Below are 16,099 nucleotides of genomic sequence, written 5' to 3' on the forward strand. Positions count from 1 at the left end.
TATCCCCTGTGTGCCTTGTTCGCACGAACTCACCGCGCGATTCCGCACGGACACGTACTATGCCGCCCGGCCGCGCGCGCGGAGTTCGCCTGCGGTTCGACCGGGCGTTCCATGCCCGGACCGGCCCGGCCGGTACTCTGGCTCGGTGCTGAGCAGACTCCGCAATCCGCGCGTCATCGCGCTGCTGGTGCTCTGCGGCGTGCTGGTCGCGGTGGCCCTGCTGGCTCCGCATCCCGCGCCGCAGCAGATCCGCGAGTGGGCGCATTCGGTCGGGCCGCTGTTCCCGATCGTGTTCTTCCTGGTGCATGCGATCGTGACGACCGCGCCGTTCCCCCGCACGGTGTTCACGCTCAGCGCGGGGCTGCTGTTCGGTCCGGTGCTCGGTGTCGGCATCGCGGCCGGGGCGACGACCATCAGTGCCATCCTGGCCCTGCTGCTGGTGCGCGCGCTCGATCGCGACCAGGTGGCCAAGCGGCTGCACCATCCCGCGGTGCGCGCGGTCGATCGCCGGCTGGCCCGACGCGGCTGGCTGGCCGTCGGCTCGCTGCGGTTGATCGCGCCGGTGCCGTTCTCGGTGATCAACTATTGCGCCGGATTGTCATCGGTGCGCATGCTGCCATATCTGCTGGCCACGGTGATCGGCATCATGCCGGGCACGGTGGGCGTGGTGGTCCTGGGCGATGCGCTGACCGGTCGCACCGATCCGGCGATGCTGGTGCTGTCCGGGGTCTGCATCGCCATCGGCGTCATCGGACTCGTCGTCGATGCCCGCTGGGGCGCAAGCCAATTCACCGATCAGGCCGCATCCGCCGAGGCATCGGTCGCGGAGCCCGCGGACGCCTGAACCCGCCCATCGCACCGGCACCGAACCCGACAATTCGCCGAACCTCGCCCGTCCGGCCGCGGACCGGGCATACTCTTGCGTCGCAAACAGGAGACCGGAGAGGGACAGCATGCCGGACGGCGACGCCGATGGCCGCCTACCGACCACGATCGACACCACCGTCGCACACGAAGCGCGCGTCTACGACTACTGGCTCGGCGGTGTGGACAACTACCCCGCCGACCGCACGCTGGGCAACGCGATCGCCGCGCACATTCCCGGCATCCGCAGTATGGCGCGGGCCAATCGGGTCTTCCTCGGCCGCAGTGTGCGCTACGCGATCACCGAGTTGGGCATCACCCAATTCCTCGACATCGGCACCGGACTGCCGACCGCACGCAACACCCACCAGGTGGCCCAGGAGGTGGATCGCACCGCGCGAATCGTCTACGTGGACAAGGATCCGCTGGTCCTGGCACACGCGCGAGCTCTGATGAAGGGCTCGCCAGTGGGCCGGACCGCCTTCATCCACGCCGATCTGCTCGATTCGGAAGCGATACTGCGCGATCCGCGACTCACCGACACCCTGGACCTGGAACGCCCGATCGCGATCATGCTGATCTCGGTGCTGATGTACTTCCACGACGCGGACGGCATACACGATGTCGTCTCCCGGCTGCTCAATGGCGTAGCACCCGGAAGCTCCCTGGCCATCAGTCATTTCACCGGCGACTTCAACGCCTCCGGCGCCGCGCAGGCCGCGGACGCCGCCGCACGGGGCGGGCTCACCCTGGTCGCGCGAAATCAGTCCGAGGTCGAAAACCTGTTCGCCGGAACCGATCTCGTGCCGCCATGGGTCAGCACGCTGGAGGACTGGCACCCCGAACTCGGCGAGGACCTCCCGTACGACGCCGAACCACACGTAGGCCCTGCCTGGGCATGGGCCGGAATGGGGCGCAAACCCTGAGCGACCATCACCGCGAAATCGGGCACCGTCGGTTCTAAGCTGTGGCCGTGTTGTTCAGCGCAGGAGACAGGTTCGCGGAGTTCGTCATTCGAACGCCGTTGGGGCTCGGCGGCAGCAGTGAGGTGTATCTGGCCGACGACGGGCAGGGACCGCTCGCGCTGAAGATCATGAATACCGCCGCGAGCCGTTCGAGCGCGGCGCGGGCGCGATTCGTGCACGAATTCGAGGTCGCGGTGAAACTGCACCATCCCAATATCGTGCAGATGTTCGCGCACGGTGAATTCGATGGACGCCTGTGGTCCTCGCACGAATACATCGATGGGGCCGCCGCTCGCGGACCCGCACCGCGCGCCGATCCGGACCCCGCACTGGTGGTCGCGATCCTCACCGCCATCGCCCACGCGCTGGACTACGCGCACGTCCAGGGAGTGCTGCATCTGGACGTCAAACCGGCGAACATGTTGCTGAGCCGAATCGAACCGGCGACCGCGGCCGACGCCAGAGCATTGAGCGAAGGCGGTGCGTTCGCACCCGATCCGGACATGATGGCGCGGGTGAAACTATCCGATTTCGGCACCGCCCGCCGGATCGATGGATCCGGTCCGCAGCTCACGCCCGAGGGTTTCGTGGTGGGCTCACTGCCTTATGCCGCACCGGAATTGCTGTGCGGCGGAGCGATGACACCGGCGACCGACCAGTACGCGCTGGCCTGTTCGGCCGCCGAGTTGCTCACCGGCCAGGTGCCATTCCCGCTGATGAACCGTTTCCGGTTGGCCGATGCGCAGATATCTGCCGAACCGCCCGATATCTCCCGCCGCCGCCCGTGGATTCCGACCGCGGTCGGCTCGATTCTCCGCAAATGCCTGGCGAAGGATCCCGCCCGGCGGTACGGCACCTGCGCCGAGCCGATTCGGATGATCGCCCGCGCGCTGCGCGATATCGATCCGGCCGACTGCTGAGCGGCGAGACGGTAAGAGACTGGAAGCCTATGTGTCTCATAGCCTAACGTGCTAGACATGTCGCCAACGGCAAGGAGACCTCTGGTGGCGCGTCGGCATCGACTGATCATCTGGGCCCCGGCGATATGGGCGGGCGAGCATTGCGCACGGCGCTCGAGTCGCCTCGGTTCGACGTCGTCGGGGTCAAGGTGTTCAGCCCGCACAAACACGGCCGAGATATCGGCGAGCTGGCCGGACTGGGGCCGGTGGGCGTCACCGCGACCACCTCGAAAGCGGAAATCCTTGCGCTGGAGGCGGATTGCGTAGTGCATACGCCCACCACGCCCGCGCTGGTGCAGGGCGCGGACGCCGATGTGCTGGATCTGCTGGAGTCGGGCAAGAACGTGGTGTCGGCGGCGTCGTACCACAGCCCGGCCATGCCGACGTGGCTGTCCGAAACGCGTGCACCGCTGGAGGTTTTGCGCACGGTGGCGCAGATGCGAGTGACCGGCCTCGGCTTCGGCATGCCGCTGAGCGCGGTCGATTCCAACCACGCCATCGCGCTGATGCAGCACTTCTATTTCGACGCGGTGCTCGCCAACGTCGGGCACGCGCTGTTCGGTGTGGGTGCGGATCAGGTTCGGGTGGAGCGACACGTCTACCCCGTGCCCGCGCGAGTGCGGATGGAGGCGGGCGGCAGCGTTATCGAGCCCGGTTCGGTCGGCGCGATCCACATGAGCTACCGCGGCTATATCGGGGACCGGTTGTTCATGACCAATGCGGAGTGCTGGCACGTCGGGATGGGCAATGCCCATCTCGGACCGGACCATCCGCGCAGTCTGGCCGGTGGACATGTGATCACGCTGGACGGCAGCCGGGCGCGGATCGAGATGCGCAACGAGTTGGACGACGAGACCAACAGCGGTGACTGGTCAGCGGTCACCGACATCTCGGTCAAGGCCATGCTCGATGTCATCCCGGAACTGTGCCTGGCGCCGCCCGGTGTCGCGACGCCCGATCTGAGCCCTCGATTCCGTCTGGAGACAGCATGAGTTCCCCGCTTCCGGTCGCGGTACTGGGCGGTGGCCCGCTCGCCGAGCGGATCGCCGAACGCCCGGATGTCGTCGTCGTGGAACAGTCTTCGGCCGTGGTAGTGGTGCACTTGTCCGCGGACTTCGACGAAATTCCCGACCATCTGCGCGCGGGCCGCGACGTCGTCACCGCTCTACCTCTCGAGGCATTGCCGCTGAACGAGGTTCGCGATGCGTGCCGCGCCGGGTCGTCCACCCTGCACGCCGCCGGCGGCTTCCAGTCGGCGGTCGCGGCCCGGCTGACGCGTTCGCTCGCCGCCGCGACCCGGGAGATAACCCGGATCGAATTGATCGAGGAGATCGACCTGCCCGAGGACGGCGTGTATCCGTGGAACACGGTGCCGGACAACGCACTTCCCGGCTACTACTTCGCCGGTCTGCGGGTACTCGAGACCGCCGCCTTTCCCGACGTGAGTTCCGAAACCCCGGTCGTCCACGCCGAGGGTTCCGTTGCGGTGCACACCCTCGGTGACCGGATCCGCTATCGCTCGATCCGCACCCGCGGCGTCGGCGGCGTCCCGTTGCGCTACCGCCTGGCCACCACCACTGCGGCCGGAACTGCCACGGCCACAGTCGATTTCCATCCCACCGACGGAATCCATCCGGCAGATCACCTGACCCTGGTGGAACTACTGAAGGCGGTCCGGCCGATCCATTCGAGCGAGCCCGGTATCGTGCAGCGAGATCTCTCCATCACCCATCTGACACCGGACGAGCGGCTACCCCGGTAGCACACTGTGGGCGCGCCGTCGTGGTCGACGAAACCTGCTGCCGCTCAGTCTTTTTGCACGGACGAACAGCGAATATCCGATAACGAGTAGAAGGGCGAGGTATCAATGCCGAAGATCGTCTTGTTCGGGGCGACCGGGTACACCGGGCGCCTGACCGCCGAAGTCCTCACCGCACGCGGCACATCCCCCGTGCTGGCCGGTCGCAACGCGGCCGCCCTGGAGAAACTGGCCACCGACCTGGGCGGCGCACCGACCGCAGTTGCCGACGTCACCGACCCCGCGTCGGTGCGCGCTCTGCTCCGTCGCAGCGATGTCCTGGTGACCACCGTCGGGCCGTTTCTGCGCCACGGCCGTCCGGCATTGGATGCGGCGATCTCCGCCGGTGCCCACTACATCGATTCCACCGGCGAAGGGCCGTTCATCCGCAGCGTGTTCGAGCACGACGACCAGGCCCGTACCGCCGGGTCTGCGCTGCTGACCGCGTTCGGGTTCGACTACGTGCCGGGCAACCTGGCCGCCGCGTTGGCGTTGCGTGCGGCGCCCGCCGCTACCCGTGCCGACATCGGCTATTTCATGGATCACCCCGGCACCAGCGGCGGCACCCGTGCCTCCATGGCCGGGATGCTGTTCGAACCCGGCTTCGCGCTGCGCGGCGGCCGGGTCGTCCCGCAGGTTTCCGGCGCACATCTGCGCTCGTTCGACGTCGCCGGAGCCGACCGCACGGGTGTGTCGATCCCCGGGTCGGAACATTTCGCGCTGACTCGCTCCTACCCGCAACTGCGTCGGATCGACGTCTTCCTGGGCCTGCCGCTGCTCGCGGCGCATGGGCTGCGGGCCGGATCACAGCTGGCCGCGATCGCTGCGAAGTCGGGTGCGTTGAAGCAGGTGCTCGACGGCGCGCTGGGCCGAATCGTCAAGGGCTCCACCGGTGGCCCTGGAGCCGGATCCCTCGGCCGCACCCGGTCCCGGGTAGTCGCGGAAGCTCGCGATGACGCCGGGAAGATCCTGTCGAGCGTCACGCTCGAGGGCGGCGATCCCTACACGTTCACCGCGGCGATGCTGGCCTGGGCAGCCGATACAGCACTGGGCGGCGGCCTGCTCGACACCGGCGCTCTGGGCCCGGTCGACGCCTTCGGCCTCGACGCACTGCAGACCGCCGCCCTCGACGCCGGCTGGACTCGCCACACAGCTACCCCTCCGACGAGCTCGTAGCACGTTCCCGGCGCACTCGGCCGCTGTGTGCCGCGGTCTCCGAATCGCGTTGTGCCGGAACGGGGTCGGCGAGAGTGTCGATGGCGCGGGTGAGTTCGGTGAGCGCGGGCATGGCCGCGGCCAGCAGATGCTGCCAGCCGGGGTGCAGGTCGTCCAGCGCGGTGCGCAGGATGTCGGTATTGGTCGACTGCCAGGCGCGCACCGCGGCACGGCCCTCGTCGGTGAGCGTCAGGGTGACCGCGCGCCGGTCCTCCCCCGGAGCGCGGGTGATCATGTTGTGCGTCTGCAATCCGTTGACCAGTGTGGTCACCGAATTGGGCGCCAAGCGCAACAGGCGCGCCAGCTGACCGGGCCGGACGCCCGGATGCTCGGACACACTCGACAGCAGCTCGAGCTGGGCGACCGAGAGAGTATTGCCCGGATCCGCCGCCCGCGCCGCGCGGCGCATCGCGCGGCGCAGGCAGGCGATGATCTCGGCGATGGCGTTCTCGTCGGGCCGCACGGTGGTGACCGGCGAGCCCTCGACGGCGGATGTGGTCATCGGCGACTCCTCACGCTGAGATGATCTTCCGGATTCTGCCCGACGTGCGGTCAACGTCGTGGCGACGGCCAGGATCGCGAACAGCAGCAGCCCGCCCAGCGCCGTCCGTGATCCCGAGCCCGCGCCATCGGAACTGCCGTCCAGATGCAGCGCGAGAGTCACCACCGCGACGCCACCGGCGGTGCCCAGACCGCGCGCCATATTGACCAGTCCCCCGCTGGTGCCGGATCGGCCTGCCGGGACCGCGCTCATGATGGCGGTGTTGTTGCCGGGAATGAACACGCCCAGACCGAGCCCGAGCAGACCCAGCCAGCCGAACGCCCACCACGCCGAGGCAGGGTCGGCCAGCAGTGCGGCCAGCGCGATAGTGGCCATCGCCGCACCGAGACGTTCGCGGCGCCGCCCGTCCCAGTGCGACGGAAGCACCTGGCCGCCGGTCACGGCCGCCAGCGCGAATCCGGCGGGCAGCGCGGTCAGGATCAGCCCGGTTCCGGCGACGCTCGCACCGTGCAGCTGCGGGAACAGCGCCAGCGGTCCGAACAGCACCAGATACGCCGCGAACGCTCCGACCAGTCCCACGCTCACCACCGTGGGGCGCAGCATCGTCAGATCGATGAGCGGATCCGCAGCGCGCCGCGACCACCACCAGAGCCCCGCCCCGGCCGCGGCCGACAGCACCCCCAGCGCGACCGGTGCCCACGCCGGGACCGCCAGCCCCGACACCGAGGACACCGCCAGCAGCAGCGAACTGGTGCACAGGATCAGCAACAGCAGCCCACGCCAATCGAATTCGTGCAGGACCGAGCGCTGCCGGGTGCGGGGCAGCAGATACCGTCCCGCGATCAGCGCGATGACGCCGACCAGCACGTTGACCCCGTAGACCCACCGCCAGCCGACCGAATCGACGAGCATCCCGCCGATCGCCGGTCCCAGCGCCAGCCCGAGCGCCTGGGCCCCGGCCTGCACACCGAGCGCGGCGCGCATCCGTTTCGCCGGCACACTGGTGACCACCAGCGCGACGCTGTTGGCCTGCAACATGGCCGCACCGACGGCCTGCAGCACCCGAAAGCCGATCAGCCAGCCGAGTCCGGGTGCCAGGGCGCAGGCCGCCGAAGCGGCGGTGAACACGACGAATCCTTGGAGATATACAGCCTTGCGCCCGATCGAATCGGCGATCCGCCCCGCGGCGACGACCAGCCCGACGACGGTCAGCAGATAGGCCAGCGACACCCACTCCACCCCGGCCAGCGAGGCCCGGAACTCGTGCTGCACGGCCGGAAACGTCAAGGTGACGATGCTGGCGTCGAGCTGACCCATGAACGCCCCGAGGCACACCGCACCCACCGCGAGCCATCCGGCGCGGGAATGCTGACGCACGAACCGGGGACGAGCCGACTCGACGAACAGCATCACAGACCTTCCGCAGATACAACATGATTATTCTAGAACAGAACATCATTGAGGTATCGGGAGCGTGACTCGAACTCGACCGGAGTACACAATCCCCGCAACAGCTCGGCGAACTACGTCGAATTCGGCTGATGCTGCTGCCGAGCAGGCAGGTAGTCTTCGCGTCCTCTCGACCAGATAGCTCTGTTAAAGAAGTAGTTGCGCTCACCTGCGTGAAAGGCGCGAACCCGCGGGAGGCGTCGAGACGTACCGAACAACGACCACGGCCCTGCCATCCGGACGTACCGGATGACAGGGCCGTGATGAATCTGTTCCCTCGCGGGTAGGCTGCTTACAGGTAGCGGCCACACACCGGCCAGGCGCCGGGGCCCTGGCCCGCGAGCACGTTCTCGCCGACGCGAATCTGCTCGGCGCGGCTGGCGTTGGCCGCGTTGCCACTGCCGCCGTAGGAGTTCCAGGTGCTCTGGGTGAACTGCAGGCCGCCGTAGAAACCGTTACCGGTGTTGGCAGCCCAGTTGCCGCTCGCCTCACACTGCGCGACGGCATCCCAGTTGTGCCCGCCCGCCGCGGAAGCGTTCGCGGTCAGGCCGAACGGGACGGCGATGAGGGCGCCTGCGACGGCGGTGAGTCCGAGCGTGCTGATCTTGCGGTTGCGAAGCATAGGTTTTTCCTGCCTGCGCCCAGCCGTCCGGAAGTTCGTTCGTTACCGGATCTCGTCCCCAGGGATGTCGGGTGCGAACTCGAATCACGGGACGAGGCTTCCGGTGTTCGGCGATTCGAGTCTCAGCTCTGTTTCGAGCTGTCGACGACGGTAACGGAGAATTCGCCGCAGATCACGTTGAGGTAACAAGTCGATACCGTCAACATATACATGAGGTTAGAGACGCTTTTTGACGGATGACATCGAAAAGATAACGGATTACACAAATGTCATTAACGGTTCGTTACGTGTTCGAGATCACAACAAAAATGTGATCCAGGTCTCGGAAACTTTCTTCCCGAAGACCCTTACGAGGGCGATCCGGCGTCTTCGGAAACCGGGAGCGGCCAGCGATCGACGCCTTCGAGCAGCAGTTCGTCGGGCGGGAGCAGCTCGGGGTCGAACAAACCCGGCTCCTGCGCCAGTCGTTCGCGCACCTTCTCGAGTGCCCGGTTGGCCGGCAATTCCGCAGGTCGGCGTCCGATGTCCGCATCGGGGCCGATGGCCTCGCGCATGCGCACGGCCTGGGCCAGCCAGCCACCGGCCTGCCGCAACACCTCACCCCGCCACGGTTCCCCGCCCACCAGCAGTCCGCCGTATTCGGGGAACTCCGCGATCGCCGATCCCAGGTGTTGCAGGCAGCGCGCGGTCCCGAGGTCGTGATTCAGATCCCGGAAGCGGCTCAACGCCCGCTGCCAGTCGTGCAGGGCCCGCCGCGGTTCGCCGCGAATCCACCGCAGCACGCCCAGGATTTCGTAGACGTGCGCCAACCCGGCCGGGTCACGATCGTCACCGGCCAGCGACTGCGCCACCGCGAGGCAGTTCCGCGCGGCCTCGAGCCTGCCCTCGTGCAACCGCACGATCGCCAGGTCGACCAGCAGGCAGACCGATCCGGCGCCGTCCCGGGCGGGCAGTCGCCGCCACGCCCGCTCGAGCAGTGCGCCCGCCTGCTTCACCTCGTCCGGGCCGCACTGTCCGGTCAGGAGTTTCCACGCCTCGCGCTCATCACGCCGCGCCAGCAGCGGAGCCTTGTACCGATGCAGCCAGGACACGGATGATTCGATCGTCGGATCGTCGGTGTCGGTTCTCCGGTCGGCGTCGGCTCGCCGGAGCTGCGTCAGCTCGTATTCCACCGGCTGCGCGTCGGGTGTGAGGAGTTGGGAGACCTGTTCCGCCAGGCCGTTTTTCGCCGCGCTCCAGCCGTTGCGGGCATACCAGCGATCCAGGGCGTCCGCGATGCGCAGGAGATCCGGGACGGCCGCATCGCGCACGGCTTGCTCGCGCATCCCGCGGCACACCCTGATCAACCCGAGCAGATGCTCGGCCTCCTGACCGAACCAGCGCTGCGCACCCTCGCCCAATCGGCGGGTATTCAATGCGGCCGCCCATCGGGTCGCCAGATCCGCGTGGTGACGTACCAGCGCGGGCAGTCCGGCGTCCCATTCGGGCTCCTCGTCGATCCTGGAACATATTCCGTCGGGCAGTATCCGCCACATGACCACCGAACGCACCGGGCCCAATTGCCGCACGTCCTGCTGAATCAGCATCCGCTGCACCAGCACCCACAGCATCAGCACCGGGGGCACGACCCCACGCCGCACCACGATCCGGTCGCCGGCGGCGCTGGTCAGCACGCCGGCCCGGGTCATTCGGTCGATCTCCGCCGTCGCGGAAATCGGTTGCGGCGCCTCGTCCAGCGGAAGCCGTCGCCGGGCGGTCAGGACGGCCGAGACCAGGTCGTACAGTGCGGCAGCCTCGTATTCTTCGAAGGGCAGCGCGTCGAGCACCCGCACGACTTGGGCCTTCCACAACTGCTGACAATCCGACAGAGTCGGATTTTCCCGGCGCGCAGGCAGTCTCGTCTCGCGGTCCGGTGGCGGCACCGACGATTTCACCACCGGGCCCGGCGAGATCAGATCGGCGGTCAGCCGCATTTCCCGCCGCACACGCAGCCGGTCCTGCATCGTGGTCAATCGGCGCAGAATCAGGTATCCCGCCGCGATCAGGACCACCAGAATGGCGATCCGGCTGAGCCACGACGACGCCGACGCAAGCGTCGGACTCTGCCCGACGCGATTCTCCAGAAGTTTGCTGATCAATTCCAATAGCAACGAGGTACTCAGTACCGACGCGGACCGCAGGAATCCCTGCCACAGCGAGGATTTCGCGACGATCTGTACCGGTGAGTCGACCGCGAATTCGTCCGGGCCGAAATCGACGGAATCCTCTGCCGATGTCATCGCAGCGCTCCCCCGGTCAATCCCGGCACCAGGAATCGTCGCCAGGTCGCCAACAGCAGCACGACCGGCGGCACCGCGGACAGCAGCGCCCCCGCGGCCAGATGCGCTGTGCTCTCGTGGAATTGGCGCGCGTCACTCCACAGCAGCAGCGACCAGGGGCTCGCGTCCGCGCCGCGCACCTGCAACCCGATGAAGAAGTCGTTCCACACCTGGACCAGTTGCAGAACCGCGACCGCGACGAGGGCCGGTCCGGCGCTGTGCAATACGCTGCGCACCATGATCGAGGTGCTCGCCGGTTCCCGGCGGGTGTCCGACAGCGGACCGTCGGCCGGGGCCAGAAGTGCACCGCGCAGGATCATGATCGCGATCGGCAGCCCGATCGCCGCATGCATCAGAATCAGCGGAATCGATGTCCCGGCCAGGTCGTATCGGTTGATGATCGCCCGGATCGGCCCGAGGTAGACCTGGGCCGGCAGCACCGCGAAGACGACCAGGAACGTCATCAGCACACGGGAGGGCACTTTGTCCGGTCGCAGCGTCGCCGCATAGTAGGCCGGTGGCAGCGCCGCGCTCACGGTCAGGAACGTGGCCACCACCGCGACCACGCCGGTGTCCATCAGGCCGCGCCAGAGTTCGGTATCGCTCCAGATCGAGGTCGTCCCGACCAGCGCCGGGCCGTCGAATCCCGCCCACGTCATCACGAACAACACCACCAGCGGGGCCAGCGCCGTCAACGGCACCACCCCGATGCGCACACACAGGCGGCCCGCTCGCACCACGGCTATCAGCAGTCGCTCGGCCGGGCCCGCAACGACCGGCAGATCCTGCCGATTCCCAGGTTCTTTCGCGGCCGACCGGGAACCGCCCGTCACCGCCCGTACACACTCGAGGATCCACCTCTCGTGTGCGGCCAGGCGTGACCCGGACCCGGTCGCGCCCGAGACCGGAATGCGCAGTCGAACCGGCACCGCGACCGCGCCCGCCGCGGGCCACCGGGCGTGGTGCCGCCGGATGCCAACCTGCAGGAACCAGGCGACCACCCCCACCACGAGTGCCAGCGGCATCGAGAATGCCGCTGCGGCAACATGATCGGCCGCGGTGTCGGACGGCAGATGCCACCAGTGCACGGTCACGCTGTCCAGCGTGTACTGCAAGGGTCCGGGTACACCGACGAGAATGATGTCGAAAACACGCGCCGCGGCCACGGTCACGACCAGGCCGACGATCATGATAACCGGGTTCAGCATCACCACGAGCCGCCAGTAGCGACGGAACCCGGTCCTGCGCTCCAGATACGCGCGGCGAACCGGATCGGATTCGATGCTGGCCGCCGCGGCCCGCAACAGGATGAACAACGCGCCGAACCAGATCCAGGCGAAGGCCGCGCCCAGCATCAACGCGTACAGGAACGCCTGGTACCGCACATCGGTGACCGGGTCCACGATCGGCTCGAAGATCAACCGCCAGGCCAGACCCGCCACGAATGCCGAGACCCCGAACGGCACGATCAGCGGCCACCACGGCCACCAGGTGCGGCGCAGCAACCAGGCCATCCACACCGTGAACACGAGCAGCCCGAAGGTCGCGGCAACCCACACCAGCGTCATCCAGTACGCCTCGCTCCCCGCGGTGGCCACGATCGCGGCGATGATGCCCGCGACCGCCACCACGGCGGGCAGTAACGCCCCCCAATACCAGCGCCCCGGCCACCGGCGCCCGAGCCACCACCAGACACCGATCAGGACCGCACCCGCACCGGCGACCTGGGACCAGCCCCAATTTCCTCGCGACCCGAAATAGACAGCCGCACATACGGCGCCGACGAGCCAGGCCAGCCACACACACAGCTCGGGCCAGCGCGGGACCCATCGGGCCTTCGGTGTCTTGCGCTTCGGCGAACTTGCCTGCGGCGACTTGGGCTTGCGCCACCAGCGCTTGGGCGAACTGGACGGACTCTCCAGCCGCCGCCAGGTCCACACCGCGCAGATCACCGCGGCGGAGCATAGGGTGACGAACCGAAACCGGGGCGAGAACACCACGACCGCCACCGACCATCCAGTCGGCACCAGTACCAACGCCCCCAGCGCCAGAGCCGGGAGCTGCACCACGAGTGCGACAACGCCGCGCAGATACCATCCGCCGATCAACCGCCCCGACAAGCGGCGCGGCGCGAGCTCCATCGTGAGGCCGTTGGCTTGGATCCGGTCGACGGTCATTCCCACGTCCGTTCGAGATCTCCGATGGCCCGTTCGGTCGCCGGTCCCACCGCTTGCTCACCGCGATCGCCGACGTCGATGAGAAAGCGAGTCAAGATGCGCCACAACCCGTCTCGCCGCCCGCGCGGCCCGACCAGATCGGCGAAGTCGAACACATCCCATCTGCTCATCCGATCGGCGACGCCGTTGAACAGACCGGAGTACGACGCGGGCGTCGCGGTGTTCAGATTCGGCGGTACGAAACCCCCGTAGTGCGCGATCCACGGTTGGGAGGCATTCGCCGCCGCGAGCGCGGCGACCAGATCCTCGGCCCGGGGCGAGGCATCCGCGGTGATGACCATGACGTCGCCGCCACCGATATTCGGCGGATGGTCGTTCCACGCCTGGTACCCCGGAAAGCCCATCACGCCGACACTGCAGTCGGGACGCCCGGTGCGCCGCAAGCAGTCCCGCACGATCGGTTCCGCATAATCGGGGGCGACCACCATGGCCGCCCGACGATGCTGGAATACGTCGCGGATCGCATCGGGGAACTGCCGCCGCAGCGGCTGGGCGACACCGCCCGCGAATCCCCCTGGGACACACCAGATCTTGCCGAGCATCGTAAGCGCGGCCCGCACATGATGATGATTCCAGCTCGGCGACGGCAGCCCGGATCGCTTGGGCGGCCAGCACTCTCCCGCCGACACGTCCGGCCCGGACAGCGCCTCGTAGGCCCTCGGGGCGACCGCCCGCAGCACATTCGCGAAGTGGTAGGCCAGTACCCAACCGTCCGCCGCACCGAGCGCGAACAGATGCCGGCCGCTGCGCGCGAACTTTTCGATATAGGCGCCCCAGTCCGTCAGCGACCACCGCTCGGGCCCATCGGTTCCGGTCGAGGTGCAGGATCGGGAGTCGTATCCCGGAAAGGCGGAGCGATCGAACCAGATCAGCGACATGTTCGCCGCCTTGAACGGAACGCCGTAGAGTTGTGGGCTGCGACCGCAATCCGCGTGCCACAACAGGTTGTACCAGGACTCGGAATAGACCTGACGGCCGTCGGGCTGCCAGATCGACTCGGCGCGCAACTCGGGCAGCGCCCGCAATACCGTGCGGGCCGAGGTCTGGATCGCGCCCGGATCGGGCAGCATGACGATATCCGGCGCATCACGGCCGCCCGCACTCAGCGCGGTATTGATGTCATCGCCGAGCGGTACCACCTCCACCCGGCCGGTGAACGCGCCCGTCGAGGCCAGCCCCGCCAACACCGCACGAAAGGCGGTGAGCTCGTTTCCGCTCCAGGACACCGCGATCCGCACCGCGCCGGAGTCGCCGCCCAGGACTTCCGGCGTGCACGCGGCCGCCAGCGGCAGGACGAGCCCGCCCTGCAGAATCGCTCGTCGTGCGATCATCCCCCTGATACCGCTCTCCTGGCAGTACGCGAACCGCCTTGTCCCGGCCCGTCATTCGAGTATCGACGGACCGGGACGACGCGTTACCGCGCGGGTGGCTCCGGCGGGCGCCAGCCCTGGGACTCACCCTGCCCCGAGCGCGGCTGCTGGGGCTGCTGATACTGGGCCGGCGGCGGCTGGTACTGCGCCGACGGCGGTTGCGGTTGGAACTGTGCGGGATTCGGCTGTTGACCGATCGCGCTCTGCGAGGGCGTGCCGCGCTGGCCGATCGAGGGCGCCTCCACCGGTGCGGCCGCGGCCGCCTCGGCGGCACGCACCGCGCGTTCGGCGGCCGGGTCGGTCTTCACGTCGAACCAGTCGGCGACCTCATCCGAATCGTCCTCGCCGCCAGCGGTTTCCGCGCCCTCGGCACTCGGCTCGTAGCGGAACACGCCGTCCTCGCCCTGGGTGCCGAAGTTGCGGGCGAACCCCTCCAGCGCCTTGCCGAAGTCGCTGGGCACCATCCACACCTTGTTGGCGTCGCCCTTGGCCACCTCCGGCAACGTCTGCATGTACTGGTACGCAAGCAGTTCCGGGGTCGGCTTACCGGATTTGATTGCGGCGAAGACCTTTTCGATAGCCTTGGCCTGGCCTTGGGCCTGCAGGTAGGCCGCAGCGCGTTCACCCTGGGCGCGCAGGATCCGGCTCTGGCGTTCACCCTCCGCCGACAGGATCGCCGACTGCTTGGAACCCTCGGCGGAGAGGATCTGTGCCTGCTTGGCGCCCTCGGCCGTGCGGATCTGTGCTTCGCGATTACCCTCCGCGGTGAGGATCATCGCGCGCTTCTCCCGGTCGGCCTTCATCTGCTTCTCCATCGACTCCTGGATCGACGGCGGCGGATCGATGGCCTTGAGCTCGACGCGCGCCACGCGCAGTCCCCAGCGGCCGGTGGCCTCGTCCAGGACACCGCGCAGCTGCGAGTTGATCTGGTCGCGGGAGGTCAGCGTCTCCTCCAGGGTCATCCCGCCGACCACGTTGCGCAGGGTGGTGATGGTCAACTGCTCGACCGCGGCGATGTAGTTGCTGATCTCGTACACCGCGGCCTGCGGGCTGGTGACCTGGAAGTACACCACCGAGTCGATCTGCACGGTCAGGTTGTCCTGGGTGATCACCGGCTGCGGCGGGAACGACACCACCCGCTCGCGCAGATCCACCTTCGCGCGCACCCGGTCGGCGAACGGGACCAGGAAGGTCAGCTGACCCGACACGGTGCGCGAATACCGGCCCAGCCGCTCGATCACCGCGGCCTCGGCCTGCGGCACCAGCGCGATCGACTTGAACACCACCACCGCGACCAATAGGACCAGGACTACGGCGACGATCAGTGCAACCATTTACGGCCCCTTCCACACGACGGCATGCGCACCGTCGATCTTCATCACGTACACGGTTTCCCCTTCGGCATATTCCTCGGACGGGTCAAGAGGTCTGGCGCTCCACACCTCTCCATCGATCTTGACCCGGCCCGTTTCGTCGTTGACGGTCTCGAGCACCTTGGCCGTCTTGCCCGGCAGGGCGTGCACATTCGTCGGCGTCGGCGGCGGAACGGAGAAGCGCCGCAACATGATCGGACGCACCAGGAACAACAGCGCCAGTGCGCTGACCCCGAAGACGATGGCGTCGGTGACCACCGCGGTATCCGCGATTCCGGCCACACCGGCAGTCACGAGTGCGGCGCCGCCCAGCATGAGCAGCGTGAAGTCACCGGTGAGCATTTCGGCGGCGGCGAGCGCGATGCCCGCGACCAGCCACACGATAGCGGCCACGCTCTCAACAGTAACCGTCCCGGACGTCCGCAAC

The 16,099-nt window shown here is 67.9% G+C and carries 13 protein-coding genes; 6 read left to right on the forward strand and 7 right to left on the reverse strand.

The annotated features are described in order from the left end of the window. Positions 1–145: 145 nt before the first annotated feature. From ON40_RS18415 to ON40_RS18440, 6 genes are all read left to right on the forward strand, one after another. Positions 146–844, forward strand: a complete 699-nt coding sequence (locus tag ON40_RS18415) for a TVP38/TMEM64 family protein (protein ID WP_083895753.1) — start codon at positions 146–148, stop codon at positions 842–844. 109 nt (positions 845–953) lie between these two features. Beyond that, positions 954–1,790, forward strand: coding sequence for an SAM-dependent methyltransferase (locus ON40_RS18420; protein WP_040824655.1), 837 nt, complete (start codon positions 954–956; stop codon positions 1,788–1,790). Between the two features lie 47 nt (positions 1,791–1,837). Next, complete coding sequence (locus ON40_RS18425) at positions 1,838–2,749, forward strand: serine/threonine-protein kinase (RefSeq protein ID WP_157186335.1); 912 nt, start codon at positions 1,838–1,840, stop codon at positions 2,747–2,749. Between the two features lie 125 nt (positions 2,750–2,874). Then, entirely contained in the window at positions 2,875–3,780 is a 906-nt protein-coding gene (locus ON40_RS18430; RefSeq protein WP_040824657.1) for a hypothetical protein, read from the forward strand. Further along, positions 3,777–4,550: a hypothetical protein gene (locus ON40_RS18435; RefSeq protein ID WP_040824659.1), complete on the forward strand. Its 774-nt coding sequence runs from the start codon at positions 3,777–3,779 to the stop codon at positions 4,548–4,550. The genes ON40_RS18430 and ON40_RS18435 overlap by 4 nt, the downstream gene beginning before the upstream one ends. Positions 4,551–4,655: 105 nt before the next feature. After that, complete coding sequence (locus ON40_RS18440; RefSeq protein WP_040824662.1) at positions 4,656–5,762, forward strand: saccharopine dehydrogenase family protein; 1,107 nt, start codon at positions 4,656–4,658, stop codon at positions 5,760–5,762. Here ON40_RS18440 and ON40_RS18445 read toward each other — a convergent pair. The 7 genes from ON40_RS18445 to ON40_RS18475 form a co-directional block, all read right to left on the reverse strand. Next, positions 5,740–7,713 carry an MFS transporter gene (locus ON40_RS18445; protein ID WP_063713042.1) on the reverse strand — a complete coding sequence of 658 codons (1,974 nt, stop codon included), beginning with the start codon at positions 7,711–7,713 and terminating at the stop codon, positions 5,740–5,742. The genes ON40_RS18440 and ON40_RS18445 overlap by 23 nt on opposite strands. Positions 7,714–8,044: 331 nt before the next feature. Then, on the reverse strand, positions 8,045–8,374 hold the full coding sequence (locus tag ON40_RS18450; protein ID WP_040824664.1) for a transglycosylase family protein: 330 nt from the start codon (positions 8,372–8,374) through the stop codon (positions 8,045–8,047). A gap of 347 nt (positions 8,375–8,721) precedes the next feature. Then, on the reverse strand, positions 8,722–10,653 hold the full coding sequence (locus ON40_RS18455; RefSeq protein WP_040824667.1) for a tetratricopeptide repeat protein: 1,932 nt from the start codon (positions 10,651–10,653) through the stop codon (positions 8,722–8,724). After that, entirely contained in the window at positions 10,650–12,869 is a 2,220-nt protein-coding gene (locus ON40_RS18460) for a hypothetical protein (protein ID WP_040824669.1), read from the reverse strand. Before ON40_RS18460 ends, ON40_RS18455 begins: the two co-directional genes overlap by 4 nt. Continuing rightward, positions 12,866–14,260: an ABC transporter substrate-binding protein gene (locus ON40_RS18465; RefSeq protein ID WP_040824673.1), complete on the reverse strand. Its 1,395-nt coding sequence runs from the start codon at positions 14,258–14,260 to the stop codon at positions 12,866–12,868. Before ON40_RS18465 ends, ON40_RS18460 begins: the two co-directional genes overlap by 4 nt. An 83-nt stretch (positions 14,261–14,343) precedes the next feature. Then, on the reverse strand, positions 14,344–15,633 hold the full coding sequence (locus ON40_RS18470) for an SPFH domain-containing protein (RefSeq protein ID WP_040824677.1): 1,290 nt from the start codon (positions 15,631–15,633) through the stop codon (positions 14,344–14,346). Next, on the reverse strand, positions 15,634–16,065 hold the full coding sequence (locus ON40_RS18475; RefSeq protein WP_040824680.1) for an NfeD family protein: 432 nt from the start codon (positions 16,063–16,065) through the stop codon (positions 15,634–15,636). Positions 16,066–16,099: the final 34 nt, after the last annotated feature.

This window comes from Nocardia jiangxiensis NBRC 101359 (genome assembly GCF_000308615.1).
Classification (GTDB): Bacteria; Actinomycetota; Actinomycetes; order Mycobacteriales; family Mycobacteriaceae; genus Nocardia; species Nocardia jiangxiensis.

Excerpts from the sequence above, each read along its gene's own strand:
- ON40_RS18420 (WP_040824655.1), top strand. The coding sequence starts at position 954 with ATGCCGGACGGCGACGCCGATGGCCGCCTACCGACCACGATCGACACC.
- ON40_RS18430 (WP_040824657.1), top strand. The coding sequence starts at position 2,875 with ATGGGCGGGCGAGCATTGCGCACGGCGCTCGAGTCGCCTCGGTTCGAC.
- ON40_RS18435 (WP_040824659.1), top strand. The coding sequence starts at position 3,777 with ATGAGTTCCCCGCTTCCGGTCGCGGTACTGGGCGGTGGCCCGCTCGCC.
- ON40_RS18440 (WP_040824662.1), top strand. The coding sequence starts at position 4,656 with ATGCCGAAGATCGTCTTGTTCGGGGCGACCGGGTACACCGGGCGCCTG.
- ON40_RS18445 (WP_063713042.1), bottom strand. The coding sequence starts at position 7,713 with ATGCTGTTCGTCGAGTCGGCTCGTCCCCGGTTCGTGCGTCAGCATTCC.
- ON40_RS18450 (WP_040824664.1), bottom strand. The coding sequence starts at position 8,374 with ATGCTTCGCAACCGCAAGATCAGCACGCTCGGACTCACCGCCGTCGCA.
- ON40_RS18455 (WP_040824667.1), bottom strand. The coding sequence starts at position 10,653 with ATGACATCGGCAGAGGATTCCGTCGATTTCGGCCCGGACGAATTCGCG.
- ON40_RS18460 (WP_040824669.1), bottom strand. The coding sequence starts at position 12,869 with ATGACCGTCGACCGGATCCAAGCCAACGGCCTCACGATGGAGCTCGCG.
- ON40_RS18465 (WP_040824673.1), bottom strand. The coding sequence starts at position 14,260 with ATGATCGCACGACGAGCGATTCTGCAGGGCGGGCTCGTCCTGCCGCTG.
- ON40_RS18470 (WP_040824677.1), bottom strand. The coding sequence starts at position 15,633 with ATGGTTGCACTGATCGTCGCCGTAGTCCTGGTCCTATTGGTCGCGGTG.